At 61.9% G+C, this 26688-nt stretch carries 25 protein-coding genes and 1 pseudogene; 8 read left to right on the forward strand and 18 right to left on the reverse strand.

Annotated elements, in window-relative coordinates:
* Positions 1–4 precede the first annotated feature (4 nt).
* Genes AYR47_RS18215 through dctA form a run of 4 tightly spaced genes read left to right on the forward strand, consistent with a single transcriptional unit; the run spans position 5 to position 3596 of the window.
* Positions 5–955 carry a hydroxymethylglutaryl-CoA lyase gene (locus AYR47_RS18215; protein WP_061436186.1) on the forward strand — a complete coding sequence of 317 codons (951 nt, stop codon included), beginning with the start codon at positions 5–7 and terminating at the stop codon, positions 953–955.
* A complete protein-coding gene (locus AYR47_RS18220; RefSeq protein WP_033903069.1) occupies positions 948–1331 on the forward strand; it encodes a VOC family protein in 384 nt (127 codons plus the stop codon). The genes AYR47_RS18215 and AYR47_RS18220 overlap by 8 nt, the downstream gene beginning before the upstream one ends.
* Positions 1328–2269 carry a D-2-hydroxyacid dehydrogenase gene (locus tag AYR47_RS18225; RefSeq protein ID WP_033903070.1) on the forward strand — a complete coding sequence of 314 codons (942 nt, stop codon included), beginning with the start codon at positions 1328–1330 and terminating at the stop codon, positions 2267–2269. Before AYR47_RS18220 ends, AYR47_RS18225 begins: the two co-directional genes overlap by 4 nt.
* A gap of 40 nt (positions 2270–2309) precedes the next feature.
* Entirely contained in the window at positions 2310–3596 is a 1287-nt protein-coding gene (gene dctA, locus AYR47_RS18230; protein ID WP_033903071.1) for a C4-dicarboxylate transporter DctA, read from the forward strand.
* 67 nt (positions 3597–3663) lie between these two features.
* Here the strand turns inward: dctA and AYR47_RS18235 are convergent, their stop codons facing one another.
* Complete coding sequence (locus AYR47_RS18235; protein WP_208603904.1) at positions 3664–4440, reverse strand: hypothetical protein; 777 nt, start codon at positions 4438–4440, stop codon at positions 3664–3666.
* A gap of 140 nt (positions 4441–4580) precedes the next feature.
* Between AYR47_RS18235 and AYR47_RS18240 the strand changes: the two genes are divergently transcribed.
* Positions 4581–5252 (forward strand): TetR/AcrR family transcriptional regulator, encoded by a 672-nt coding sequence (locus AYR47_RS18240; protein ID WP_061436188.1) that lies wholly within the window; start codon positions 4581–4583, stop codon positions 5250–5252.
* Here the strand turns inward: AYR47_RS18240 and AYR47_RS18245 are convergent.
* A pseudogene (locus AYR47_RS18245) lies at positions 5249–7286 on the reverse strand (oxidoreductase). The gene AYR47_RS18240 and the pseudogene AYR47_RS18245 sit on opposite strands and share 4 nt — an antisense overlap.
* Before the next feature lie 156 nt (positions 7287–7442).
* Between AYR47_RS18245 and AYR47_RS18250 the strand changes: the two are divergent.
* The gene (locus tag AYR47_RS18250) at positions 7443–8342 is read left to right on the forward strand and encodes a glycine betaine ABC transporter substrate-binding protein (protein ID WP_061436189.1); all 900 of its coding nucleotides are present in this window, start codon (positions 7443–7445) and stop codon (positions 8340–8342) included.
* Here AYR47_RS18250 and AYR47_RS18255 read toward each other — a convergent pair.
* The 6 genes from AYR47_RS18255 to AYR47_RS18280 form a co-directional block, all read right to left on the reverse strand.
* Entirely contained in the window at positions 8311–8625 is a 315-nt protein-coding gene (locus AYR47_RS18255; protein ID WP_033903078.1) for a hypothetical protein, read from the reverse strand. The two genes, AYR47_RS18250 and AYR47_RS18255, sit on opposite strands and share 32 nt — an antisense overlap.
* Positions 8626–8845: 220 nt before the next feature.
* Positions 8846–9907 (reverse strand): ATP-binding protein, encoded by a 1062-nt coding sequence (locus AYR47_RS18260; RefSeq protein ID WP_061436191.1) that lies wholly within the window; start codon positions 9905–9907, stop codon positions 8846–8848.
* Positions 9904–10653 carry a response regulator gene (locus AYR47_RS18265; protein ID WP_033903080.1) on the reverse strand — a complete coding sequence of 250 codons (750 nt, stop codon included), beginning with the start codon at positions 10651–10653 and terminating at the stop codon, positions 9904–9906. The genes AYR47_RS18260 and AYR47_RS18265 overlap by 4 nt, the downstream gene beginning before the upstream one ends.
* A 196-nt stretch (positions 10654–10849) precedes the next feature.
* On the reverse strand, positions 10850–11302 hold the full coding sequence (locus AYR47_RS18270) for a GNAT family N-acetyltransferase (protein WP_051422262.1): 453 nt from the start codon (positions 11300–11302) through the stop codon (positions 10850–10852).
* A 10-nt stretch (positions 11303–11312) separates the two neighbouring features.
* A complete protein-coding gene (locus tag AYR47_RS18275; RefSeq protein WP_033903082.1) occupies positions 11313–11681 on the reverse strand; it encodes a BrnA antitoxin family protein in 369 nt (122 codons plus the stop codon).
* Positions 11682–11684: 3 nt separating this feature from the next.
* Positions 11685–11966, reverse strand: a complete 282-nt coding sequence (locus tag AYR47_RS18280) for a BrnT family toxin (protein WP_061436192.1) — start codon at positions 11964–11966, stop codon at positions 11685–11687.
* A 351-nt stretch (positions 11967–12317) separates the two neighbouring features.
* On the opposite strand from AYR47_RS18280, the gene gabP reads away from it, so the two are divergent.
* Both gabP and AYR47_RS18290 read left to right on the forward strand, forming a co-directional pair.
* On the forward strand, positions 12318–13727 hold the full coding sequence (gene gabP, locus AYR47_RS18285; RefSeq protein ID WP_061436193.1) for a GABA permease: 1410 nt from the start codon (positions 12318–12320) through the stop codon (positions 13725–13727).
* Complete coding sequence (locus AYR47_RS18290; RefSeq protein WP_038851427.1) at positions 13724–14800, forward strand: GlxA family transcriptional regulator; 1077 nt, start codon at positions 13724–13726, stop codon at positions 14798–14800. Before gabP ends, AYR47_RS18290 begins: the two co-directional genes overlap by 4 nt.
* A 2-nt stretch (positions 14801–14802) precedes the next feature.
* Here AYR47_RS18290 and AYR47_RS18295 read toward each other — a convergent pair whose 3' ends face one another.
* The 10 genes from AYR47_RS18295 to AYR47_RS18340 form a co-directional block, all read right to left on the reverse strand.
* Entirely contained in the window at positions 14803–16146 is a 1344-nt protein-coding gene (locus AYR47_RS18295; protein WP_061436194.1) for a c-type cytochrome, read from the reverse strand.
* Between the two features lie 16 nt (positions 16147–16162).
* Positions 16163–18382: a xanthine dehydrogenase family protein molybdopterin-binding subunit gene (locus tag AYR47_RS18300; protein WP_061436195.1), complete on the reverse strand. Its 2220-nt coding sequence runs from the start codon at positions 18380–18382 to the stop codon at positions 16163–16165.
* A complete protein-coding gene (locus tag AYR47_RS18305; protein ID WP_033903091.1) occupies positions 18382–18837 on the reverse strand; it encodes a (2Fe-2S)-binding protein in 456 nt (151 codons plus the stop codon). Before AYR47_RS18305 ends, AYR47_RS18300 begins: the two co-directional genes overlap by 1 nt.
* 331 nt (positions 18838–19168) lie before the next feature.
* On the reverse strand, positions 19169–19465 hold the full coding sequence (locus AYR47_RS18310) for a DUF6124 family protein (RefSeq protein ID WP_016978361.1): 297 nt from the start codon (positions 19463–19465) through the stop codon (positions 19169–19171).
* Between the two features lie 337 nt (positions 19466–19802).
* Positions 19803–20558 (reverse strand): ABC transporter ATP-binding protein, encoded by a 756-nt coding sequence (locus AYR47_RS18315; RefSeq protein ID WP_061436197.1) that lies wholly within the window; start codon positions 20556–20558, stop codon positions 19803–19805.
* Positions 20552–21580 carry a FecCD family ABC transporter permease gene (locus AYR47_RS18320; protein WP_033903093.1) on the reverse strand — a complete coding sequence of 343 codons (1029 nt, stop codon included), beginning with the start codon at positions 21578–21580 and terminating at the stop codon, positions 20552–20554. The genes AYR47_RS18315 and AYR47_RS18320 overlap by 7 nt, the downstream gene beginning before the upstream one ends.
* Positions 21577–22710 carry an ABC transporter substrate-binding protein gene (locus AYR47_RS18325; RefSeq protein ID WP_061449443.1) on the reverse strand — a complete coding sequence of 378 codons (1134 nt, stop codon included), beginning with the start codon at positions 22708–22710 and terminating at the stop codon, positions 21577–21579. Before AYR47_RS18325 ends, AYR47_RS18320 begins: the two co-directional genes overlap by 4 nt.
* Positions 22711–22730: 20 nt before the next feature.
* Positions 22731–25085 carry a TonB-dependent receptor gene (locus AYR47_RS18330; RefSeq protein WP_061449444.1) on the reverse strand — a complete coding sequence of 785 codons (2355 nt, stop codon included), beginning with the start codon at positions 25083–25085 and terminating at the stop codon, positions 22731–22733.
* Between the two features lie 102 nt (positions 25086–25187).
* Positions 25188–26156: a FecR domain-containing protein gene (locus tag AYR47_RS18335; RefSeq protein WP_061436198.1), complete on the reverse strand. Its 969-nt coding sequence runs from the start codon at positions 26154–26156 to the stop codon at positions 25188–25190.
* Entirely contained in the window at positions 26157–26672 is a 516-nt protein-coding gene (locus tag AYR47_RS18340) for a sigma-70 family RNA polymerase sigma factor (RefSeq protein ID WP_061436200.1), read from the reverse strand.
* Between the last annotated feature and the right edge of the window lie 16 nt (positions 26673–26688).

Consider the following 26688-nt stretch of genomic DNA (forward strand, 5'->3'; position numbering starts at 1 on the left):
CTCCATGAAACGCCTGTACCTGCAGGAAGTCGCGACCCGTGACGGCTTCCAGAACGAAAAGATCTTTATCGACACCGAACAGAAAATCGCCTTGCTCGACGAACTGAGCCAGTGCGGCTACGCGAAGATCGAAGTGACCTCGTTTACCTCACCCAAGGCTATTCCCGCGTTGCGCGATGCGGAGGCCGTGATGGCCGAGATCCGTCGTCAAAAGGGCGTGGAGTACACGGTGCTCGTACCCAACGTGCGCGGTGCCGAACGGGCGCTGGGTTGTGGCATCGACGAGGCCAACCTGGTGATGTCGGTGAGCGAGCCGCATAACCGCTCCAACCTGCGCATGACCCGTGATCAATCATTTGCCCAGTTGAGGGATGTCGTGGGGGTGATTGGACATGGGCCGGTGGCCGTCAATGTGTCGTTGTCCACGGTGTTTGGCTGCCCGATGCAGGGCGATGTGCCGGCGGACGATGTGTTGGGATGGGTCGGGCGTTTTGCCGAGTTGGGCGTGCGCGGCGTCACGCTGTGCGACACCACCGGCATGGCCTATCCCACACAGGTGGAAGCCTTGTCGCGGCAAGTGCGCGAGCGCTTTCCCGAGCTGCAACTGACCCTGCATTTCCACAACACCCGTGGCATGGCCCTGGCCAATACCCTGGCGGCGTTGCAGGCCGGGATCGACCGTTTCGACGCTTCGCTGGGCGGCCTTGGCGGGTGCCCCTATGCACCCGGCGCCAGCGGCAACGTGTGCATGGAAGACCTGGTGCACATGCTCGATCTGATGGGCTATGACACCGGCCTGCAGCTGGACCGCGTACTGGCCGCATCTGCCCGCTTACCCGGCCTGATCGGCCACGCCACGCCCAGCCAGATCCTCAAGGCCGGCAAGCGCCTGGACCTGCATCCCATTCCCGAACACGTCCACACCCTGACCCAACAGGTAGCCCATCATGATTGATCATCTCGACCATCTGGTCCTCACGACTATTGACCTGACCGCCTGCAAAGACTTCTACACCCGCGTCATGGGCATGCGCCTTGAGACCTTTGGCAACGGCCGCGTCGCGTTCCGTTTTGGCAACCAGAAAATCAATGTGCATGAGCGTGGGCATGAATTCGAGCCCAAGGCCCATCTGCCGGTGCCTGGCGCGCTGGACCTGTGCTTTATCGCCAGTATTCCCCTGGAAGCAGTGATTGCCCATTTGAAGGCTGAAACCTGGCCGATCATCGAAGGTCCGGTGCTGCGTACCGGCGCAACCGGCCCGATTCGCTCGGTGTATGTGCGCGACCCCGACCTGAACCTCATCGAAATTTCCGAGCAGGTGCCCGCATGAATATCGTGTTTCTCGACGGTGCGAGCTTGCCGTCTCCGTTGACACGTCCCGTCCAAGCCAGCCACTGGACCGTGCGTGAGCACACCCGTCCCGATCATGTAGTCGAAGCCCTGGCCGACGCTGACGTGGCGATCACCAACAAGGTACGCCTGGACCGCGTCACTCTGGAGCAATTGCCGCGCCTGAAGCTGATCTGCGTGGCAGCGACCGGCTACGACTGCGTGGATCTCGCCGCCTGCCGTGATCAGGGCGTGACGGTGTGCAATGTGCCGGCCTACAGCGCGGTCAGCGTGGCCGAATCGGTGATCGCTTCGCTGTTTGCGTTGCGCCGTCACTTGCTGGCGTACCGCGCTGCCTCGGCGCACTTGTGGCCACAGTCATCGCATTTTTGCGTGCACGGCGCGCCGATCCAGGACCTGCAAGGCTCGACCCTGGGCATCGTCGGTCGCGGCGATATCGGCAGCCGTGTCGCGCGCCTGGCCAAGGCTTTGGACATCACCGTGCTGTTTGCCGAACACCGTGGCGCGCCGCAGGTGAGGGCGGGCTACGTGGCGTTCGACGAGGTGTTGGCCAAGGCTGATGCGCTGACTCTGCATTGCCCGCTGACGCCCCAGACCCGTTACCTGATCGGCACCGCCGAAATCGCGCGGATGAAACCCGGCGCCTTGCTGATCAATACCGCTCGCGGTGCATTGGTGGACGAAAACGCCGTCCTGGCCGCTCTCGCCAGTGGTCAATTGGGCGGCGCTGCACTGGATGTGCTGCACGTGGAGCCGCCGCAGGCTGACCACCCGTTGCTGCACTGTGAACACCCTAATTTGCTGATTACGCCTCACGTTGCCTGGGCCAGCCAAAGCAGTGTCGCGCGCCTCAAGGCGGTACTGCTGGCCAACATCGAGGCATTCGCCGCCAACAAACCGATCAACGTGGTGACCTGAAACCCCAGCGAAGTCCCTCATAAACCCTATAGGCAGAGCCATGACAAAAATAATCAGCTCGTCGATCCAAGCGCTGCCACAGCGCACACCGTTCTACCAGCACCTGTATGTGCAAGTGCTCGCAGCCATTGTGCTGGGGGTGATCCTCGGCCATTTCAGCCCAAGTTTGGGCGAACAGATGAAGCCCTTGGGCGACACCTTCATCAAGTTGATCAAGATGCTGATCGCGCCGATCATCTTCTGCACGGTGGTCAGCGGCATTGCCGGCATGCAGGACCTCAAGCGCATCGGCCGCATCGGCTTCAAATCCCTGATCTACTTTGAAGTACTGACCACCATCGCCCTGGTGATCGGCCTGATCGGTGTCAACCTGCTCAAACCGGGCGCGGGCATGCACATCGACCCGGCCAGCCTGGATGCATCGGCTATCGCCGGTTACACCAAGGCGGCCCACGATCAGAGCGTGGTCGGCTTCCTCACGCATATCGTGCCCAGTACGGTGTTTGGCGCGTTTACCGACGGCGACATCCTCCAGGTGCTGTTCATTTCGGTGTTGTTTGCGTTTGGCCTGCAGTTGTTGGGCGATACCGGCAAACCCTTGCTGAACACCATCGACCTGGTGGCCAAGGCATTTTTCCGCATGCTGAAGATCGTCATGTACCTGGCGCCGCTCGGGGCTTTTGGTGGCATGGCGTTCACCGTCGGCAAATACGGCGTGCAATCGCTGGGGGCCTACGTGAACCTGTTGGTGTGCTACTACCTTACCGGGTTGGTGTTTGTGTTCGTGGTGTTGAACCTGGTTGCACGATTGGCCGGTTTCAGCCTGTGGAAGTTCCTCAAGTACATTCGTGAAGAATTGGTGTTGGTGCTGGGCACCTCGTCCTCGGAATCCGCCTTGCCGCGCCTGATGGGCAAGCTGGAAAAGCTCGGCTGTGAGAAGTCCACCGTCGGCCTGGTGGTGCCATCCGGTTATTGTTTCAACCTCGACGGCAGCTGCATCAACATGACGGTGCTGGCGATCTTTATTGCCCAGGCGCTGGACATCGATGTGTCGCTGTATCACCAGGTGACCTTGTTGTTGATCCTGCTGCTGACCTCCAAAGGCGCGGCGAGCGTGACCGGCGGCGCATTCATTACTCTGGCCGCCACCCTCGGCTCCATCGATGTGATACCGGCTGCGGGGTTGGTGCTGGTGCTCGGCGTGTACCGATTTATCTCGGAAGGCGGTGCGCTGATCAACGTGATCGGCAACGGTGTGGCCACGTTGTTCATTGCCCGCTGGGATGGGGCGTTGGATCGCGAGCAACTCAAGCGTGAGTTAGGGTAGGGCGCGCGGTTCGAGAGCAAGTTTGCTGGCTCTCGAACCGCGTTGGAGTGCGACATGGCCTCTAACATCAAGCCGCAGGCCTGACCCGAAAAGCCAGGAACACCGGGCCCCCTGGAAAGGTGCTGACCTCCAGTTCATCCAGCGGGTTGAGCGTGCGTGTGCGGTTTCCCGCATTGCTGTACAGCGTGTGGCTGCTCGATGCGGCGATGTTGATCTTGCCAGCTGCCGCCTGGATCAACGTGGCCCTGAAGCCTTCAGTCACATCGTCGCCGATTGTCAGCGTGACGTCCGTATTGCTGATGACCAGGATCGACTTGCCGGAGTCCGCCATGCTCAGGGCTCTGCTGCCGGTGATCGAGATATTGGTGTGCACATGGCCCCCTGCGTGATAACTGACCATCCGAGGGTCGGCAAAGACGCGGGCGAACGCCCCGACATAGTTGACGCTGGCGCGCATGTCATCGAACTGTTCCACCACGTAGGTGCCAATGCTGCCGGTGTCCGCTGCGTCGGCATCCAGCGCCCATTTGCGGCCTACCATCAGTCCGATCTGGGTGTTGGCGCGTACGCCGGCGCGCACCTCTTCGAGAAACAGCGTGCCGACCTGGCCACCGCCGTTGCCTTGGGCATAGGTCAGCCGTGCGATGGAGTGGCTGTCACCGGTCGGGCTGCCTTGGGCGGTATTGACGCGATAGTCGACACAATCCGCCGAGACGATGGTGGTGGTCGTGTTGGCGTCAGGCGTCCAAGTGAAATCCAGGGCCCTGCCGGTTTTAGCCTGCTCGAATGTGGTGGTGGGTTGGGAGGTGGTGGTAGAACCTGACTGCTTCAAATCGTCGTTCATGGTGCTCATCCTTAAGGTATTTAGCTGTACATAAATACAGTAGTCCGGATTTTTTCTTCGTGCGGTTTTACCGACGAACTGCACTCATGGATGAGGGGGTGTAGAGTGACCGGCAATTCCCCGGCAAAGGTGACCCAAGGATGTCGCAACCCGCAAAACCGCGAGGCAAGAACCAGGACACAGGCTGGCGCGGCTCGGTCGATGTGTGGCTGGACGCCGCCTACGCGGCCCTGAAAGAGTCGGGTATCGACGCCGTGCGCGTGATGCCCCTGGCCAAGCAGCTGGGCTTGTCACGCACCAGTTTCTATTGGTTTTTCGAGGATCGTGAGCAACTGCTCGCCGCCTTGCTGACTCGTTGGCGCGACAAAAACACCGGTAACCTGGTGTACCAGTGCGAGCGCTATGCCGAGAGTATTTCCGAGGCCATTCTCAACGTCTTCGAATGCTGGTTGAACCCGGAACTGTTCGACTCGCAATTCGAATTCGCCGTGCGCAGTTGGGCGATGCAGTCGGCGGAGGTCGCGGCAGAAATCGCGCAGGCCGATGACACCCGTATCAACGCCTTGACCGGCATGTTCCGGCGTTTTGGTTACGACGACGAGGCCGCCGATGTGCGTGCCCGGACCATCTACCTGACGCAGATCGGCTATATCTCGATGAACACCACCGAAGAGGTGGTGGTGCGGTTCCGGCGTATTCCCCAGTATGTCAGCGTGTTTACCGGCAAGGCCCTGAAGCGGCGTGAACTGGACCGCTTCTATGGGGCGTTTGGCTATGCCGAAACCACACCGGGGGTGTTTGAGCGTTTTTAAAGGTCCTTGACCAACCGCAACGCATCGTAGATCGCCGCATGGGTATTGCGTGCGGCCACTGCATCACCGATCCGGAACAGCTGGAAGCGACCTTCAGGGTTGGTCACGATGTGCTGCGCGTTCCCTGCGATCAAGTCCTGCTGCTCGACCGCGCCGCCATTGCTGGAGTGCGCACGCAACTCGAAGTACAGGTCATCCAGGGGAAGCGTGCCATGGTTGACCACCACCTGGTCGACCACCCGCTGCTTGTGCACCTTGCCGTAGTCACTGCCAAAACGCGCGACCAGCCGACCGTCGCGTTTCTCCACCGTCTCAACCCGATAGGTCACGGTAAAGGTCACGTCCAGGTCCTGCAGGCTGCGCATGTAGGGCACCAGGTTCATGGCCATGACTTCCGGGGCGAACGCGCGGTCCGGGGTGACGATTTCGACGCTGGCGCCACTCTGCGCAATCACCTCGGCAGCTTGCAGCGCGGCGTGGTCGCCGGCGTCGTCGAAGATCAACACATGGCGCCCCGGTTTGACGTCGCCGGAAATGATGTCCCAGGTCGACACCACCAACTCATTGCCCGCGGCCAGCACGTCGGTGTGCGGCATGCCGCCGGTGGCGACGATCACCACGTCCGGCTCATGGGCCAACACCGTCTCGGTTTCGGCCCAGGTGTTGAAGTGGAATTTCACGCCCAGGCGTTCGCACTGGGCCATGCGCCAGTCGATGATGCCGATCATCTCGCGACGCCGCTCACTCAGGGCGGTCAGGCGGATTTGCCCGCCGGGCCGGTCTGCCGCTTCCAGTACGGTCACATCATGCCCGCGCTCACCGGCGACGCGTGCCGCTTCCAGCCCGGCCGGGGCCCGTGCCGATGATCAGCACCTTGCGCTTCACCGCGGCCTTGGGAATCTCATGGGGCATGCTGGTTTCACGGCCGGTCGCCGCGTTGTGGATGCAGTAGGCGGCGCCGCCCTGGTAGATGCGGTCCAGGCAGTAGTTGGCGCCGACGCAGGGGCGGATGTCTTCTTCACGCCGCTCGATGATCTTGCGCACGATATGCGGGTCGGTCATATGGGCGCGGGTCATGCCGACCATGTCCACCTTGCCCGACGCAATGGCGTAGCGCGCGGTGGCCACGTCCGGGATTTTCGCCGCGTGGAAGGTGGGGAAGCCGGTGGACGCGCGGATCTCGCCGGCAAAATCCAGGTGCGGCGAGTTGCGCATGCCCTGGATCGGAATCACGTCGGTCAGCCCCGCGTCGGTATCGATATGCCCACGTACCACGTTGAGGAAATCCACTAGCCCGCTGTCCTTGAGCATATGCGAAACCTGCAGGCCCTCGTTGGCGGTGAATCCGCCCGGCAGCGCCTCGTCACCGGTGTAGCGCACGCCCAGAAGGAAGTCTTCACCAACGCGCTGGCGAATGCCGCGCAGGACGTCGAAGGTAAAGCGCATGCGGTTTTCCAGCGAACCGCCGTAAGGGCCGTCCAGTTCGTTGGTCAGCGGTGACCAGAACTGGTCCATCAAATGGCCGTAGGCTTGCAGCTCCAGGCCATCCAACCCGGCAGCCTGCATGCGCTCGGCGGCGTCGACGTAGTCCTTGATGATCCGCTCGATATCCCAGTCTTCCATCTTCTTCGGGAAGGAGCGGTGTGACGCCTCGCGACGGTGCGACGGCGAGACCACCGGCAGCCAGTCGGCCTTGTCCCAGCGTGTACGACGGCCCAGGTGCGTCAGCTGGATCATCACTGCCGCGCCGTGTTCGTGGCACTCATCGGTGAGGTCCTTCAACCAGCCGACCACTTCATCTTTGTACGCCAGCACGTTGTTGAACACTGGCGGGCTGTCCCGCGATACGGCGGCGGAGCCTGCGGTCATGGTCAAGGCCACGCCGGCCTTGGCGCGTTCGACGTGATAGGCGCGGTACAACGCCTGCGGCATGCCGTCCACCGGGTAGGCCGGTTCGTGGGCCGTGGTCATGATCCGATTGCGCAGGGTCAGGTGCTTGATTTTGTAGGGCTGCAGCAGGGGATCGCTGGACATTATTCTGTGCTCCGTAGTGGGCATCATCAGGCTCGGCGATCTGAAATTAGGATAAATGTACATAGGTGTCAATAATGGCCGACATGACTGTACATTTTTATTGCGGTGCCCTGAAGTCGTCGCTAAGATCGGCCTCACCCCTTAGGAGGACGTCTGATGAATGCTCATGTGCACTATCGGAAAAAAGCCTGTGCCTACCTGCTCGGCCTTGCGCTGGGCACCACTGCGGCGGTGACCCACGCCGAGGAAAAACCCCCGGTGCGCATTGGTTGGGTGAATTGGTCCGACACAGAAATCACCGTCAAGCTCGCCAGCACGGCCTTGCAGGAACATCTCAAGCAACCGGTCAAGTTGGTGATGGCCGACATCGGCATCCAGTTCCAGGCGCTGGCCAACGGCAACATCGACCTGATCCCGATGGTCTGGCTGCCCAGCACCCACAAGGCGTTCTACGACAAGTACAAAGACCGCCTCGAAGACCTTGGCGTGCTGTATGAAGGGCGAATCGGCATGGCTGTGCCCACGTCGGTGCCGGTCGCAGAAGTCGCCAGCGTGGAAGACCTGAACAAACCCGGGATCCGCGAGAAGTTCGACGGCAAGATCTTTACCTCCGAAGTCGGCAACGGCCAGTACAAGCTCACCGTCAAGGCGATCGAGGACTACAAGCTGGCGGGCTACAAACTGGTGGGTTCTTCGGAAAGCGGCATGCTCAACGAGCTGGACCGCAACCTCAAGCGCGACAAGTGGTCGTTGGTCAACGCCTGGAGCCCGCACTGGATGTTCTCCAAATGGTCGCTGCGCTACCTGGATGATCCCAAGCAGATTTTCGGCGGCGCTGAGCAGATCCACGCCATGGCCCGCAAAGGCTTCAGCCAGGAGCATCCCGAAGTGGCGTACTTCTTTGCGCATTTCTCCATCCCCCAGGCCGACCTCGAAGCGTTGATGATGCAGGCGCGGGAGAGCACGGCAGACAAGGCGGTGGCGGCGTATTACGCGGCGAACAGGGCGCGCTTTGAGGGGATGTTCAATCCGGGATTGGTTTCCCGGTTGCCATAATCGCTCTCAACGAATCGCGAACGGCATCGGTGCGCAACTGAAGTGTCATCTGCGCCTCGTCGATCACGATTTCCGCGACGATCAACACGCAGATCAGCGGCGCGGTCACGAACCAATGGCACCAGCATTGCGTCGCCAGCGACACGAAGACGCCGATGATCCACAGCGCCAGTACCCACTTCGGTGCGCGCTGTTGCAGCGGCACCCAGAACCGTTGCAGGCGTTTCAGGCGAGCCGTGTGCTGTCGTAGCGACTCTTCAAGGAGTGATAGGGAAGGGCTCATGTTCACACTCGCTCAGTTAACCGGGCACGGCTGGGGAGGGGATTGCCCAGCCACGACAGGTTGATGTGTTCAACTTCTATCCAGTGCCCGTGTTGAGGCATTGCGGCGCAGCTTTTGAACGCAATGCAAACAAGCCCGGTGTCCAACAAGACAAAATAACGATAGCGCTGGGTGGTTCTAAACAGCCTGGAAAAGATGCGCATGGCGGGGCCTGGCTTACTCAAAGGTTCCAGCTGAGTTCGAACAGCGTTCCGCCGTTTTCCATTTTTCGACAGGTCACAGCGCCGCCATGGGCAATGGCAATCGCGCGCACCACCGCCAGGCCCAGGCCGCTGCCGCCCTGGGCGCGTGAGCGAGAGTTTTCGCCGCGCTGGAAAGGTTCGAACAGGTGCGTCGCAAAGTCCTCATCAATACCGGGACCATCGTCGCGCACCCTCAGGTAGTGCACGCCATCACGCGTGCTCAGGTGCACGTTGACGTTGCCGGGTGTCGCATGCCGACGCACGTTGTCCAGCAAGGCCAGCAACGCCTGGCGGATGCGTGCGGGGTCGCAGCGCAGGATGCGGCGTTGCAGGTCCAGTTGCAGGGTAAATCCAGCAGCGGCCAGGCTTGGTTCGAACAGTCGCACATCCTCCTCAACCCCTGCGGCCAGGTCGGCGTCTTGCACGTTGATTTCAAGGTAGCCGCTGTCACCCAGGCCGACCACGCGCAGGTCCTCGATCATCCGCGCCAGCCCTTCGACCTGCCCGAGCAGGCTGTAGAACTGCGCCGTGTCCGGCTCGAACACACCCTCGGCCAAACCTTGCAGGCGACCGCGCAAGATGGTCAGCGGCGTACGCAGTTCGTGGGCAATCGCCGCGTTCCAGAACGCCTGTTCCTGCGCCATGCGTTTCAAGCGTTGGGCCATGCTGTTGAAGTCATTCACCAAAATAGCCGCCTCACCGATGGACTGATCGCCAGCCACGGCCTGCACATCGAGGTCGCCGTCCGCCAGTTTGCGCAGGTTCTCGGCCACCGAATTCAATGGCATCAGGATGCGCCGCGACAACTTGGTCGCCACGAATGCACCGACCGCCAGGCTGACGCAGGTGGTCAAGCCCATCCACGCCCATTCGGCATTAGCGGGCATCCACTCATCGACCTGCTCGTCCGGAAGCGGCCAGTAGGTCCAAAGCAGGGCGTAGAACACATAGGAGCCGATCACCGCCAGGGCGATCACGCACAGCACCACGACCGACATGGACAGGATGATCTGGCGGCTCAAACCGTTGAATAGTTTCACGCGCCACTCCCGAAGCGGTAACCCACCCCGCGAATGCTTGCCGGCACGCCTTGCAGCCCGAGGTCCTCGATCTTGCGGCGTAACTTGCTGATATGGCTGTCGACCGTGCGTTCCAGGCTGTCGCTTTCCGGCGAGCACAGCGCCAACAGTTCCGCGCGGCTGAACACACGTTTCGGCGCTCGGGCCAATTGGGCCAGCAATTTGAATTCGGTGACGGTCAGCAGCAGCGGCAGGGCGTTGCCTTCGATATTCACCGTCACCTGATGGCTTTCGATATCGATTTCAAACCCATCCACCCGCAGCACACTGGCGCTGACACCGGATTTGTAGTTGACGGAGCGCCGCAGCACCGCCTGGGTACGCGCCACCACCTCGGCTGGGTTGAACGGCTTGACGATATAGTCGTCGGCACCGATACGCAGGCCCATCAACTTGTCCATGTCCTGGTCCTGCGCGGTCAGCATGATCACTGGCGTGTTGCCGCGATGGCGCACTTCGGCCAGCACCTGCCAGCCATCGACGTGGGGCATCAGCACATCCAGCAGCATCAGATCCGGCTTGAGGCTCAGGTGCAGTTCCAGCGCCTGCCGGCCATCAAGGGCGTGGGCGGTGCGAAAGCCGCTGCGCTTGAGATAGGCGATCAGGATATCCGCAATCTCGGGCTCGTCTTCGGCGATCAGCACCAAGGCCTGGTTCTCCCGGATGCTGCTGGGCTGGGGAGTCGATGTGACGGGGTAATCGTTCATAGTCTGCTCGGTGAATAGGCCTTGTCGTGGTTGCCGCTCCATGGCCCACGCTGTCAGGTATTGATCATAGCGCTCAACATCGAACCCGATTATGCGCAACTAACGTGCGCATTCATGGGAGGTTTTGTGGAGGAATGATGGAGAGGGGAAATTTTCTACAAGGGTTTGCCCCGAGTACATGCCGTGCCTGGGCAGGTTAGCGCACGGTTGGAGTGATGAATTTCACATAGATCCACTCAGGATCGTGATCGTCCAGGTTGTCGATCTGCCCGCTCGGCACGAATCCGGCCTTTGCAAACAGCGCCTGGGAGGCGGTGTTTGACGCATTGGTTGACGTAAACAGCTTGGGCGTCTTGCACGCCGCCTCTGCCGCCGCCAGCAACCGCTGCGCAATGCCCTGACGCTGATGAGCGGGTGAGACGACCACCAGCGCCACAAAACCATACTCGAAAAAGTCATGGGTCAGAACGAGGTAACCGGCGCAACGGCCAGCAGTGTCGACGGCCACCAGGCATTCTTGACGAACCACGGCATCATGGATGAACACACGGCGATGGGTATGGGCCGTTGCGTAGGTGTCCAGTTCGATCAGGGCGTGCACGTCGTCGGATGTGGCCCGGCGGATAATGTTTAGAGGGTGTGTAGACAAAGTCATACCCTCATAAAGTGGACTTGGCCTTTGACTTGGTGAGTCTGGGAGAAGCCAACACTCGATTTAACTCGCCAGCGAGTGCGATCAGCTGTTGTTCCAGCGCTTCGACCTCGCAGACGCTAATGCCATCTTTGATAACGTGCAGGGTTTTGGTTTTTTTCACCGACGGAGGTGCCAGGTTATGTGTTTCTTGGGAAAGCAGCGCCTGACGTAGCAGGTTATTGATCACGGTCTGATAGCCTGTACCAGCATTTTCCGCGCGTGCACGTGCCGCCTCGATCACCGAGTCGTCCAGCATGATAGTGATGCGGGTCTTGCCCTTGTTACTGGCGACTGCACCGCGTTTACCGGAGCTGAAGTCGTATTCGTCTTTCATGTCTCAAGCCTCTAGGTATTGGCGCCTTTCATTCTTCGATGCGAGTCGCGCACTGATGACTCGCACAAAATTTGGATCGCGGTAGGTGTAAGCCACGACTAACACGCGTCCCCTCGCGTCCGAGCCAACGATCACCCAGCGTTCTTCATCATGACGATGATCTTGGATTGTCAGAGCTGCCTCGTCGTAGAACACCGGTTCCGCCTCGGCAAGGCTAATGCCATTGTGCTTCTGCTGATTTGCGGTGTTTTTCGTCTCGTCATATTGAATCCTGAATGTTCTCATTATGCATACTTTATATGTATATAAAAGCGATTGAAGAAAGTGACAGTCAGGAGGCTGGTTTACTTCCGCGCATTACATTCTGGATACGCCTTATCCCTGCTTATCAATGAGGGTTTGATTGTGCTGAGGCCACCTAGGTATGTCCGTGGGCACCCGGTGCTTTTTTAAGTAGTCGGATTCTGATTCATCTGACAGATGCGAACCCATGTCGATATCAGACCAATCCCCGCCGCTCCCAGGCTATTTTTGATGAACTCAGGCCGCGTAAGGTGACCCATCATTAGGAAATGATGATCGCCTGACTCTTCAGTCAGTACACCTTGATGTCGATCACCGAGAACAACAAAAACAATGAATAGCCTGAATTCCAACGATTCCAACGGCCAGTTGGCGCAAGGCTTCAAGCCGCGTCATGTGACCATGCTTTCCATTGCGGGCATTATCGGGGCGGGGTTGTTTGTCGGTTCCGGGCATGCGATTGCGGCGGCGGGGCCGGCGGTGCTGCTGGCTTATCTGTTCTCCGGCACGCTGGTGGTGCTGGTGATGCGCATGCTCGGGGAGATGGCGGTGGCCAACCCCGATACCGGGTCTTTCTCCACTTATGCCGACCAGGCCATTGGCCGCTGGGCCGGGTTTACCATCGGTTGGTTGTACTGGTGGTTCTGGGTGCTAGTGATCCCCATCGAGGCCCTGGCCGCCGGGCATATCCTCAACCAATGGTTCCCACAGATCGACGCTTGGCTGTTTGCCTTGTTGTCGATCTTTTTGTTGGTGGTCACCAATCTGTTCAGCGTGTCCAAGTACGGCGAGTTCGAGTTCTGGTTCGCCATGGCCAAGGTCGTCGCGATCATCGGTTTTATCGGCCTGGGCTTTGCGGTGCTGATGGGCTGGATTCCCGAGCGCGAGGTCAGTGGGTTGAGCCGGTTGATGGAGGAACACGGCGGTTTCGCGCCCAACGGGCTGTCGGCGGTGGTGGGGGCCTTCATCACCATCATGTTCAGTTTTATCGGCACCGAGGCGGTCACCATCGCGGCGGCCGAGTCCAGTAACCCGGCGCAGAACATCGCCCGGGCCACGCGCTCGGTGATGTGGCGCATTGGCGTGTTCTACCTGTTGTCGATCTTCGTGGTGATTTCCGTGGTGCCGTGGAACGACCCGTTGCTGGCCTCGGTAGGCTCTTATCAGCGCGCCCTGGAGCTGATGAATATTCCCAACGCCAAGCTGCTGGTTGATGTTGTGGTGTTGATCGCCGTGGCCAGTTGCATGAATTCCTCCATCTACATTGCCTCGCGCATGCTGTTTTCCCTGGGCAAGCGTGGGGATGCTCCCACGTTGATGAAGAAAACCTCGGCGGCGAGCGTGCCGAGGGCCGCGGTGATTGCCAGCACCATCCTGGGCGCAGGCGTGACCCTGTTCAGTTACTTTGCGCCGGCCGGGTTGTTCCAGTTCCTGCTCGCCAGTTCGGGCGCCATCGCCTTGCTGGTGTACCTGGTGATTGCCGTGTCGCAGTTGCGCATGCGCAAGATCCTGCGACAGCGCAACGTCACGCTGACCTTCCAGATGTGGCTGTTTCCCTGGCTGACCTGGCTGGTCATTGCGTTCATCTGTGCTGCATTGACGGTGATGCTGGTCACGCCGGAACACCGTTTTGAGGTGTCATCCACCATCGGCCTGGCCCTGATGATTTCCCTGGTCGGCTTGCTCACCGCGCGGCAGCCCGAACGTTCGCAAAAAACCGTGGCCGCAGCCTCACCGCCATGAGTGGCCGCCCCGTAAGCAGCATCGTGTTCCTGCTGCTGGACCAATTCACCCTGATGTCACTGGCCTCAGCGGTCGAGCCCTTGCGCATGGCCAACCAGCTGTCGGGCCAGGAACTCTACAAGTGGCACACCGCGAGCCCGGACGGTAACCCCGTGTGGGCCAGTGACGGCGTGCCCATCACGCCGGACGGGTCGATTCTCAGCGTGCCGTCCGCCGATATTGTGATTGTCTGCGGCGGCATCGGCATCCAGGGCACCGTGACCGGCGAGTTGGTCAAGTGGCTGCGCAGCCAGGCGCGTTACGCCAAGCGATTGGGCGGTATCTGTACCGGTAGCTTTGTGTTGGCGCGGGCGGGTTTGCTGGATGGCTATGAATGCAGCGTGCATTGGGAATGGTTGGCGGCCATGCAGGAGGCGTTTCCACGGGTGACGGTCAGTTCCAGCCTGTTTACCCTTGACCGCGACCGTCTCACCAGCTCGGGCGGCACGGCGCCCCTGGACATGATGCTGCACCTGATTGGCCGTGATCACGGGCATGAGCTGTCGGCGGCCATCTCCGACATGTTTGTGTACGAGCGCATCCGCAACGAGCAGGACCATCAGCGCGTGCCCCTCAAGCACATGCTCGGCACCCAGCAGCCCAAGCTGCAGGAAATCGTCGCGTTGATGGAGGCCAACCTGGAGGAACCGATCAACCTGGATGAGCTGGCGGCCTATGTCGCGTTGTCCCGCCGTCAGCTGGAGCGCATGTTCCAGAAATACCTGCACTGTTCGCCGTCGCGCTACTACCTGCGGCTGCGGCTGATCCGGGCACGGCAGTTACTCAAGCAGACGCCCATTTCCATCGTCGAGCTGGCGGTGCTCTGCGGCTTTGTGTCCACGCCGCATTTCTCCAAGTGCTACCGCGAATACTTCGGCGTGCCGCCCAGCGACGAGCGCTCGGTAACCGACAGCGAGCGCTCCATCGTGCTCAAGCCGGTGATGCATGCGTTGCCTACGCCCGCGCCCATGAACGTGTTGGAGCAGGCGCGGGGCGAGGCAACGTTTGCCAGCGTGAAAAACCTGAAGCCCTGACCTCAGCGCATGTGCAGGATGATCGGGCTGCTGCTCGCCGGGTCAGTGTGCCCGCGCAACTTGCCCACTGCTTTGGCATCCACCGCACCGCCATTGTTGCCCCAGGTGCCGCGCACGTAGCTGAGTACCTCGGCGATTTGCGCGTCGGACAATTGCTCACGAAACGCTGGCATGCGGTAGGCGTCCGGCACGCCGGCCGCGACCACGCGTTGCGAGCCGTTGAGGGTGATGTTGATCGCCGAGGCGCTTTCCTTCGCCAGTGCCGACGTGGCGCCGGCCAGGGGCGGCATCCACTCGGGCTGGCCCTTGCCGTCGAGACCATGGCAAGAGGCGCAGCGGGTGGCATAGGTGTGGGCGCCGGGGGCGTCTTGAACCGCCGCCACCGCCTGATACTGCCAGGGTGCGCCGTCGCGCTGCGGGTCGCCGGGCAATGACTTGAGGTAGCGAGCGATGGCCGCCAGGTCGTCGTCCTGCATGAACTGCGTGGAGTTGTTGAAAGCCTCGGTCATCGAACCGTAGACCACCGCATGGGCGTTGCGCCCGGTCTTGAGGAACTGCACGATCTGCGGCTCCGTCCAGCGGCCCAGCCCGGTGTTGGGGTCTTGGCGCAGGCTCGGCGCATACCAGCCGTCGAGCAGGGCGCCGGCGAGGAACGGCGCGCCGGATTCATCCAGGGCTTTTTCATTGAAGGCCAGGCCGCGCGGCGTATGGCAACTGCCGCAGTGGCCGGGGCCTTGGACGATATAAGCGCCACGGTTCCACAGTGCGTCCTGGTTGGGCTTGACCGCGTAAGTCGCAGTGGGCGCGAACACGCCGTTCCACAGGGCGATGGGCCAGCGCATATTCAGCGGCCAGGGAATATCACTGGGGATATTCGGTTGGTTGGCCGGTTGTATGCCCTGCATGAAAAACGCGTACAGCGCTTTGATGTCGTCATCGCTGAGTTTTACGTAGGACGGGTAGGGCATGGCCGGGTACAGCCGACGGCCACCCGGCGCTACGCCATGGCGCACCGCACGGTCGAAATCGGCCAGGCTGTAAGTGCCGATGCCGGTTTGCTTGTCTGGCGTGATGTTGGTGGCGTGGATCGCCCCCAACGGCGTGGCCATTTCCAGGCCACCGGCAAACGGCGCCTTGCCCGCCAGGCTGTGGCAGGCCACGCAATCGCTGAGGCGGGCGACATACTCGCCACGGCTGATCAAGGCGGGATCGAAGGTGGCTTTCGCCTGTTCCTGTTCGAACGGCGTAGCCGGTTCACGGGTGACGTACCAAGCCAGCAGGCCTGCGGCGACCAGGCAGGGCAGCGCCAGCCAGCCTGCGGTTCTTGCGAATCGACGGTTGTTCATGGGCGTTTCCTGAAGGTCAGCTGAAAGTGTGTCGGCTCAAGGGCAGGCTGCGCACGCGCTGGCCGGTCAACTGCGCCACCGCATTGGCCACGGCCGGAGCCACGGCAGGCAACGGCGGCTCGCCGATACCGCCCATCTTTTCGCCACTCTCGACTATCCGTACATGCACCCGTGCCATCTGCGCGGGCGCCAGGATCGGGTACAAGTCGTAGTTGCGCGCCCGTGGCTTGCCGTCCACATACACTGCTTCTTCCAGCAAGGTCTGGGACAAGCCCAACGCCACCGCGCCATTGACCTGGGCCTCGACAATCGCCGGGTTGACGATGCTGCCGGGGTCGATGGCTTGCCAGATATCGTGCACCCTGACCTTGCCGTTCTCGATGGACACCTCAGCGATCGCTGCCGTATGCGAGCCAAACGGCGAGGCCATGGCCACGCCGCGAGCGCGTCGAGTGCCGTCCTCGGCGGTGAAGGGGCCGCGCTTCCAGCCACCGGACAGTTCACCCGCCGCTTGCAGCAACGTGGTCAGCCGTGGGTTGTCGCGCAGCAGGTGCAGGCGCAGCTCATAGGGATCCTGCCCGCCCTTGTCCGCGAGTTCGTCGAGGAACGACTCGTAGAAAAAGTCGTTGAGCGAATTGCCCACCGAACGCCAGTAACCGAGCATGGGCGCGCCTTTGACGTAGATCTGCGCGATGCGTTTGTTGGGGATAGCGTAGGACTTGCCCGATAACCCTTCAACCGCCGTGGGGTCGATTTTATCGCCCTGTTTGCCGGCGAGGGCTTCGGTCGGGCCTTCGGTCGCACTGACGGCTTCGATGGCGACCGGCAAGCCTTTGTCATCCAGCGCGGCGCGGAACTTGACCACTGCCACTGGGCGCAGCACATCGCGCAAGAACTCTTCTTCGCGACTCCAGATCAGCTTGACCGGACGGCCCACCGCCTTGGCCAACGCAATGGCCTGCGGGTAGGGGTTGGCCGAGTCATACAGGAAGTGCCGGCCGAAGAAGCCACCGAGCAACGGCGAGTGCAGGTTGATTTGCGCAGGGTCGAGGCTGGTGCGCTTGGCGATGTCGGCGCGGAACATGTCCGGCGCCTGGTTGGGCAGCCAGATGTCCAGCGTGCCATCCGGGTTGAAGCGCGCCAACGCAGAAGGCGGCTCCAGCTGGCCGTGGTTGAGGTATTGGTTGTGATACGTCGCCTCGAGCTGGGTCTTGCCACCTTTCAACGCGGCGGCGACGTCACCTTCGTTCTCGTCGTCACGGGCCGGGCCTTGCTGGGCCGCGAGGAACTCGAAGTGCTTGTCGCTGGAGAAGTCCGCCGGCATGACGCGCAACGTCGAGTCGGCGGCGGCTTCCTGCCAGTCGACCTGGATCGCTTCTACCGCACGCTTGGCGTGCCACCAACGTTCAGCCACCACCGCCACCGCGCCGGGCAGCACGTGCACCGAATGCACGCCTTTCATGCCTTCGACCTGAGGCTGGTTGCGCAGGGTGCCGACGGTCATGCCCAGGCGTGGCGCATGTTGTACCGCCGCGTGGAGCATGTTATCGACTTTCAGGTCGATGCTGTAGAGCGCCTTGCCGGTGGATTTGTCGTAAGCATCCAGGCGCTTGACCGGCTTGCCGATCCAGCGGAATTGGCTCGGGTCGCGCAGGGTGATGCTGGATGGATCGGGCACAGGCATGTCGAGGGCGCTGCTGGCCAGCTCGCCATACCCCAATGAACGACCGGACGCCGCATGCACCACGCGGCCGGGCTGGGTGGTCAGTTCGCCAACCGGCACGCCCAATTGTTTAGCGCCAGCTTGCAGCAACATCGCGCGGGCCAGGGCGCCGAGGCGGCGCATGGTCGGGTAGCTCATGCGCACCGACATGCTGCCGCCGGTGATGCGCAGACCGTTTTCCATCACCACATAGGCTTCGCCGGGCGGGGCGGCTTCGACGATAAAGGTGGCGGGGTCGGCATCCAGTTCTTCGCCGACGATCTGCGCCATGGCGGTGTGGGTGCCTTGTCCGCCTTCCATGAACGGGCTGAGCAGGCGCACTGTGCCGTCCGGGCGAATCTCCAGGAACGCCGGCACCTGGGTGCCGCGTTCAGCAGCGGTGGCGGCTTGCACCCGGCCCGAGCCCAGTGGCAGGCCAAAACCAATCACCAGTGCGCCCACCGCCGTACTCGCCAGAAAGCGGCGACGCGACAGGTTGACCGGTGCATCAAGCAGTTCGTCGAGGATACTCATCAAGCGCCCTCCTGCTTGGCCAGGGCGTCGACCGCCGCATGGATGGCGTTATAGGTGCCGCAGCGGCACAGGTTGATCATCGCCGCGTCGATCTGCGCCTTGCTTGGCGCGGGGGTGTGCTTGAGCAGCGCAGTGGCGGCCATCACCTGCCCGGACTGGCAATACCCGCATTGCGCCACCTGATGCTCGACCCAGGTCGCGACCACACGCTTGCCCACTTCATCGGTCTCAATCGCCTCGATGGTGGTGATTTCACGCCCGACCAAGGCGGCCACCGGCGTGACGCAGGAGCGCACCACATTGCCGTCCACCAGCACCGAACAGGCGCCGCACTGGGCCAGGCCGCAACCGTACTTGGTGCCGGTCAGGCCCAGGTCATCGCGGATCACCCACAACAAGGGCGTGTCCGCGTCGGCATCGACCTGATAGGCCTTTTGGTTGATTCGTAATTCCATGGCTCACCTGCTGATCAACGGTAGGTGCGGCCTTTTTAGTGATGAACGCAGTGGCCGCTTATTGTCGAACTCTAGACCAGAGTGCAAGGGCGCAGATACCCGGTGGTCGACAAATCGGAGGATCGGGCAAGGATTCAACAGGATCGGGTGAAAGCGCTGTAGACAAGGCTATACGGCGGTTTTGCATCAGGCGGAGCTTGCTCCCGTTGGACTGCGCAGCAGTCCCATTTTTGGGGCCGCTTCGCGACCCAACGGGAGCAAGCTCCCTCGCCACAGATAAAGTGTTCGCCTTTAACTGACTGGCATTAGGGCTGGCCCGCTCCCATCTGTTTTAGTTGTGTTTCAGGCATTCGATAGAGCGGTCCACCGTGGTCTTGGCGATTTCCAGCAAATGCCACACCGCCAGGATCTTCGCCCGTTCGGGGCTTGCCAATTGCTCACCACAATCGAGTGCGGTGGCCGACGCGCTGTCGAGCAGGCTGGCGGTGTAGAGCAGGGCGTCTTCGAAGCTGAGGTCTTCGTTGACCGAGTGGAAACCTTGGGTAGGCAGGTAATGGTCGATGGCGCGGTTGAAAGCGGCGCGGTCTTTTGCGGGGTCGATGGGTGGATCGGGTAGGACTTTATTCATGGTGTAGTTCCTCGTGTAAATAGGAGCCAACACCTGTCGCGACTAAACGAAGGGTGGCGGCTGTACGCAGGTTAGTCGACCGGCCACAAGGAAATCCGGCGCACCCGAAGGTGCCCTGCGCACAGCCACCATAAAACTACATGTGACCGTGCGCCTTGTGTCATTCCGGGCGACTAAACCCGATCACTGAATAGGCAGTGACGGCTGCAGACTAGCCACCGATTCCAGCAGGCACAAGGCGGCAGGGATTGTCTAGGAAACGTCCTGCAATTAAAAGCGATGCGCCTTGCTGGCCCTTTACAAGCCATGACAAAACGCCACCCTACGGACTCAAGCCTTACACGATATCGTCGATCAAAATATGCGGCTGCCCCCGACTGCACCGCTCGATCCGCGCCTCGACCTTGTACACCGCGCGCAGCATCGCCTCATTGATCACCTCATGGCTCGGCCCGCTGCCCTGGGCGGTGCCGTCGGCGATCACCAGCACCTGGTCGGCAAAACGCAGCGCCTGGTTCAGGTCGTGCAGGGCGATGAACACAATCACCTCCCGTTTGCGCGCCAGGGCCTGCATGAAGTTCAGCACCTGCACCTGGCAATGCATGTCGAGGGCGCTGGTGGGTTCGTCCATCAGCAGCACGTCGGGTTCGCGCACCAAGGTCTGGGCGATGGACACCAGTTGTTGCTGGCCTCCGCTGAGTTCACCGAGGTTGCGAAAGGACAGCTCGGTGATGCCCAGGGCGGTGAGGATTTCATCGACCAACTTCAGCTCGTCATCATGCACCGTCCAGCCGGGTGCTAGTTGCTTGCGTGCCAGCAAGACGGATTCATACACCGTCAAGCGGGCGCTGGCGTTCAGGCCTTGGGGCATGTAGCTGATGCCTTGGAGGCCTTTTGCCGAGTCCTGCAGGATCACCTGTCCAGGCCCGTCGATCAGCCCGGCCATGCGCTTGAACAAGGTGGACTTGCCGGCCGCATTGGGACCGACCACCGCCACCACTTGGCCGCCGACAATACGGGCGGTGGTCACGCCGCGGATGATGCTGCGTTGCCCATAAGTGGCGCCGAGGTCTTGCAACTGAATGCTTACCATGGGGTTTTCTTCCCGCTCAGGATCAGGGAGATAAAAAACGGTACGCCGATCAGTGAGGTGACCACGCCAATCGGGAAAATCGCACCGGGGATCAGGGTTTTGCTGACCACCGAACTGGCCGACAGAATCAACGCGCCGGTGAGCAGCGAGGCGGGCAGGAAGAAGCGTTGGTCTTCGCCAATCAGCATGCGGGCGATGTGCGGGCCGACCAAGCCGATAAAGCCGATGGTGCCGACAAAGGCCACCGGGAACGAGGCGAGCAGGCTGACCATGATTAGCGTCTGGAAGCGCAGGCTGCGCACGTTGATGCCGAAACTGGCGGCCTTGTCGTCGCCCAGGCGCAGGGCGGTCAGGGCCCAGGCGCGTTTGGCGAAGATCGGCAGGGTGATCAGGATCACCAGGCAGATCACGCCCAACTTGGGCCAGGTGGCCTTGGTCAGGCTGCCCATGGTCCAGAACACCACGGCTGCCACGGCTTGCTCGGTGGCGAAAAACTGCACCAGCGCCAACAGCGCATTGAAGGTAAAAACCAGGGCAATGCCGAGCAGCACGATGGTTTCGGCGGTGACGCCACGACGCAGGCTCAGGAAGTGGATCAGCAGTGCGCACAGCATCGCCATGATGAACGCGTTGACCGGCACCATGTACTGCGCCGCCAACGGAAACAGCGCCACGCCGAAGGCCAGTCCCATGGCCGCGCCAAAGCTGGCGGCAGCGGAAAGCCCGAGGGTGAACGGGCTGGCCAACGGGTTGTTGAGGATCGTCTGCATCTGTGCCCCGGCCAGGGATAACGCCGCGCCGACCGCCACCGCCATCAGCGCGACCGGCAGGCGGATATCCCACATCACCACGCGTACCTGGGACGCTGCGCTGTCTGGCGACAGCAGCGCGCCGAGCACTTCACTGAGGCTGTAGCGCGCCGGGCCGAGGGCCAGATCCAGCAACACACTGCACAGCAACAGCAGGGTCAGGATGACCAGGATCAGGCGTTTGCGCAGCACCAATTGACGGTAGGCAGTCATGGCTTGAGGCTCACGAAGTAGCCAGGCGCGTAGGGCACCGGCAGGAATCGTTCATGCAACTCGCGAAATGCGGCTTCCGGGTCGAGGTCGGCAAACAGCGTCGGATGAAACCATTTGGCCAATTGCTGGATGGCCACGAACTGATACGGGCTGTTGTAGAACTGATGCCAGATAGCGTGGAAGGCCTGGGTCTGCTGGGCCTTGATCCCGGCGTAGGCAGGACGTTGGGTGTACCACGCCAGCTTGTGCCGGGCTTGGTCCCTGTCTGCGCCAGGGCCGACGCCGACCCAATGGCCACCCGGCGCGAAAGCCTCCCAGTTGGCGCTGGTGACGACCACCTGGTCCGGGTTGGCCACGATCACCTGCTCGGGATTCAGTTGGCCAAAGGTGCTGGGGATGATGGTTTTGGCAATGTTGTTACCGCCGGCCATTTCGACAAAAAGCCCGAAGTTCTCATCGCCGAAACTCAGGCAACAATCGTCGGTGTAGCCGCCGATGCGCTCGATGAACACGGCGGGGCGCTTGGGTTGCTGCGCGGCAATCACCTCGGTCACACGGCGGATCTGCTGGTTGCGGAACGTGATAAACGCCTCGGCCCGCTCTTCTTTGCCGAACAACTGGCCGAACAGGCGCATGGTCGGTTCGGTGTTAGTCATGGGCTGGTTGCGAAAGTCCACATACACCACCGGAATGCCCAGGGCGTCGAGCTTCTCGATGTAGCGCGCGTCCTCGGTGGCGTGTTGCGCCTCGATATTGAGGATGATCACGTCGGGCCGCTGGGAAATCGCTTGTTCGATGTCGAAGGTGCCGTCTTCAAAACCGCCGAAGGTGGGGATGTTGGCGATCTCGGGGAATTGACGCCGATAGGCGTTGTAGGTGTCCGGGTCGGACTGGATCAGGTCCTTGCGCCAGCCGACGATGCGCTCGATGGGGTTTTGCGTATCCAGCGCGGCCACCAGGTACAGCTGGCGGCCTTCACCCAGAATCACCCGCTGCACCGGCAGGTTGACCTTGACCTGGCGCCCCAGCAAATCAGTGACGGTGGTGGGCGCCGCCAGCGCAGGCATGCCCAGCAACCCGGTGAACAACAGTGCCGCCAAAACGTGGCCGCATCGAACAATCGAACGCATCATGTGAGCCCTTGCAGGTATCAGAAGTCGACCGTGGCCGACAGGAGGAGGGTGCGTGGCGAACCCTGGGAAAACGCGCCGTAGGAGGCCACGCCGGACCAGTATTCGCGGTCGAACAGGTTCTGCACGGTGGCGCGGAAGGTGGTCGGACGCTCGGCGATGCGCGTGCTGTAGCGCGCGCCGACATCGAAGCGGGTCCAGGCGTCCAGCTGTTGGGTGTTGGCCTGGTTGACGTACTGGCTGGCGGTATAGATCGCGCCGCTGGTCAACGTCAGCCCTTCGACCCACGGGGTGTCCCATTCGGCCCAGAGGTTGGCTTGCACTTCGGGCACGCCCACCGGGGTGTTGCCCTGATTGGCGGCGATGCTGGTTTTGGTGAGCTGTGCATCCAGCAGGGTCACGCCGCCGAGCAGGCGCGTGCCTGGGGCGACTTCGCCAAACAGGCTCAGCTCCAGGCCGCGATTGCGTTGTTCGCCTTGTACCGAGAAGCGCCCCTGGGCCAGTTCGCCGGTGGGTTTCTGGATCTGGAACAGCGCCAGCGTCGACATGAAGGTGCCGTAATCGAACTTCACCCCGACTTCATGCTGCCTGGAAACATAGGGCGCAAAAATTTCCCCGGCGTTGGCCGCATTGGACGGCGCCACATCGCCCTTGCTCAGGCCTTCGAGGTAGTTGTAATAAAACGACACATGCTCCCAGGGCTTGACCACCGCGCCGAACAGCGGCGTGGTCTTGCCGGCGTCGTAGGCCGTGGTCACCGCGCCGGCGGCGTTGTAGTTGTGGGACTGGATGTTCTGTTTGCGCAAGCCCACGGTGACCTGCACGCGTTGGTCGAGTATCGACAAAGTGTCGGCAATGGCCACGCCGGATAACTCGGTGGCGGAGACTTTCGGCGCGTCCGGCTTGGCGATGGAGGGTTTGGGGCGCTCGACCGGGTGGTAGATATTCGACAGCACCGGCGCGCCGGAGATAATCCCTCGCGACAGCTCATCGCGATAGCGGGTGACTTGCAGGGTACTGCTGTGGCTGATCGGCCCCGTGTCGAAGCGCAGGCGCGCACCGGCATCCACCGTGTAGCGCTGCACTTCGAAGCGGTAGTAACCGGGGATCGACGAGGTGTCGCCGGCTGTGTTGACAATGCTTGGGGTCTGGTCGGACAGGCGCGCCACTGCCGATTTGCCGCCGCCGGCATGGGCGAACACCGTCAGGTTGTCAGTGAGGTCGTACTCGCCGCTGAGCAGGGCGGATTTGTCCCGGGTGCGCGACCAGCCCCAGTCCTGGCTGACGTTGGTACGGCCATTGGCGGCATCGGGAATCTTTACGCCGGAGGCGATCAGGAACGGTCGGGACGCGGCGTCGAAGGTTTCTTCCTGGGAAATCAGGTCCAGGCTGGTGCGCAGGCGCTCGCCTTGATAGTCCAGGGACAGCGCACCGATGCCGACTTCACGGGATTGCTTGTCGATCACCGTGTCGCCTTGTTGCACACCGCCGTTTAGCCGCATACCGAAGCGGCGCTCTTCGCCAAAACGCCGGCTGATATCGATCCGGTTACCGACGTGGGCATCCTGGGCATAGCTGGCGGTGTAGCGGGTCAGGTCTTCCTCCAGCGAGCGCTTGGGCACCACGTTGATCACTCCGCCTACCGCGCTGTTGGGTGACATGCCGTAGAGCAGCGCGCCGGGGCCTTTCACCACTTCGATACGTTCTGCGTATTCGGTGAACACCCGGTAGTTGGAGGCCACGCCGTACACGCCGTCGAACGCCAATTCGCCGAGGTTGCCTTCGCCCACCGGAAACCCACGGATGAAAAACGAGTCGACAATGCCGCCGGTCTGCCCGGTGGAGCGCACCGAGGAATCGCGCTCCAGCAGGTCTCCGACGGTGGTGGCTTGCTGGTCCTTGATCAACGAGGCGGTGTAGGTGCTGACGCTGAACGGTGCGTCCATCACATCCGCATTACCGAGCATGCCCAGTCGCCCACCGACGGCCACCTGGCCGCCCGAATACACCGGTGGCAGGCTGTCGGCGCGTTGCTCGACGCCACTGACCGTGGTGTCCGAGAGGGTGACTTGGCGCTGCACCAGCGTGTAGGTGCCGTCGCTGCGCAACACCATGTCCAGGCCACTGCCGGCCAACAGGCGGGTGACGGCTTCCTGGGTTGAGTAAGTACCGGACAGCCCAGGGCTGGTCAGGCCTTCGGTGAGGGCCGGGACAAACGACAGGGCGATGCCCGCGTCCACGGCAAAGCTCGACAGCGTGGCGCCGAGCGGGCCTGGCGCGATCTGGTAGGCACGGACCGCGACCGCATCCAACTGCGCGGCCATGGCGGCGCTGACCAGGGCCAGGCTGAGCAGCGCGCTGCGAATCACAAGCATCAAAGGGAGCCCTGTGGACGAGAGGAAAAGGGGGGTTCCTGTGTGTGCCAGTCGAGATCGGAAAAAGTATCACCCGAGCGGTGTTTTATTTTTCGCGCCCGCTCAGGCGGGCGACAGGGTGACCCAATAGCCGTTCAAGTGGCCGCTGACGAGCACCGGGTAGGTCTGCACCAGCATGTTCAAGGTGCGCTGGGTATCGCTGATGGGGAAGGCGCCGGAAATGCGCAGGTCGGCAATCGCCGGGTCATAGCGCACGAAGCCTCGGCGATAGCGGGTCAGCTCGGCGACGAAATCCGCCAGGCGCATCTTGTCGGCCATCAGCATGCCTTGGGCCCAGGCGCCGACATTGCGGTCGGTGGGGGTGAGCGAGCCAAAGGTCTGCGCGGAAAAATCCGTGCGTTGCCCGGCGTTGACCACCAGCGGCGCGACCTGGCGGTTGTCGGCCAGCATCACTTTGACGGCGCCTTCGAGCACGGCCAGGTGGGTGCGCGCGTTCCATTCGCGCACGGTAAAACGCGTGCCCAGGGCTTGCATGCGGCCCTGGCCGGTACTGACCAGGAACGGGCGGGACGCATCCTGGACGGTCTGTACCAGTATTTCACCTGCGCGCAGGTGCACGAGGCGTTGCTGGCTGTCGAACAGCACGTCGATGGCGGAATCGGTATTGAGGGTGATGCGCGAGCCGTCGGCCAGGACCCATTCGCGCCGCTCGCCCACACGGGTACGGTAGTCGGCGGTCCACTGTTGGGTCTGCGCCAGTTTCCAACTGCCCCAGCCGACCGGCATCACCGCCAGCAGCAGGGCCAGCTTGCCCAGGGCTGCACGGCGTTCCGGATGGCTCGGCCGATCCAGTGCCGACATGGCCAGGGCCGGCGGCAGGCCGCCCAACTTGCTTTGCAGCAACTGCGCGCGGGCCCAGGCGCGATCACGCTCGGGGCTGCTGACTTTCCAACGCTCCCATTCGGCGCGTTCGTGGTCGCTGAGGCCGCCTTCGCTCAAGCGCATCAGCCACTCGGCAGCTTCTTCGAGGACTTCGGGGGCTAACGGGGGTTGCTTGCGCAGGCTGAGCACTTATTCCACCAGCATCAGGCACTGCACAAAAGCCTGTTTCATGTAGCGTTTGACGGTGATCAGCGACACGCCCAGTTGCTCGGCGATGTCCTGGTATTTGAGGCCGTTGAGCTGCGACAGCAGGAAGGCACGCTTGACCAGTGGCGGCAGGGCGTCGAGCATTGCGTCGATCTCATGCAGGGTCTCCAGCACCACGAAATGCGCTTCCGGCGAAGGCACTTCATGGGTCGGCACGCTGGCGAGCGCCTCCAGGTAAGCGCGTTCCAACGCCTTGCGCTGATACCAGTTGACCAGGATGCCCTTGGCCACACAGCTCAGGTACGCCCGCGGCTGGTCAATCACCGTGACCTGGGACGCGAGGATGCGCGTGAAGGTGTCCTGGGCCAGGTCGGCTGCATCCATGGCGTTGCCGAGTTTGCGCTTGAGCGTGGCGTACAGCCAACCGTGATGGCCGCTGTACAGGGCCTCGATCACGCGCAGGTGCTGCTGGTTATCGGCGGTAAGGATTTCGCTCATGGCGCGGATCCGTGCA

It is taken from the genome of Pseudomonas azotoformans (assembly GCF_001579805.1).
Classification (GTDB): domain Bacteria; phylum Pseudomonadota; class Gammaproteobacteria; order Pseudomonadales; family Pseudomonadaceae; genus Aquipseudomonas; species Aquipseudomonas azotoformans_A.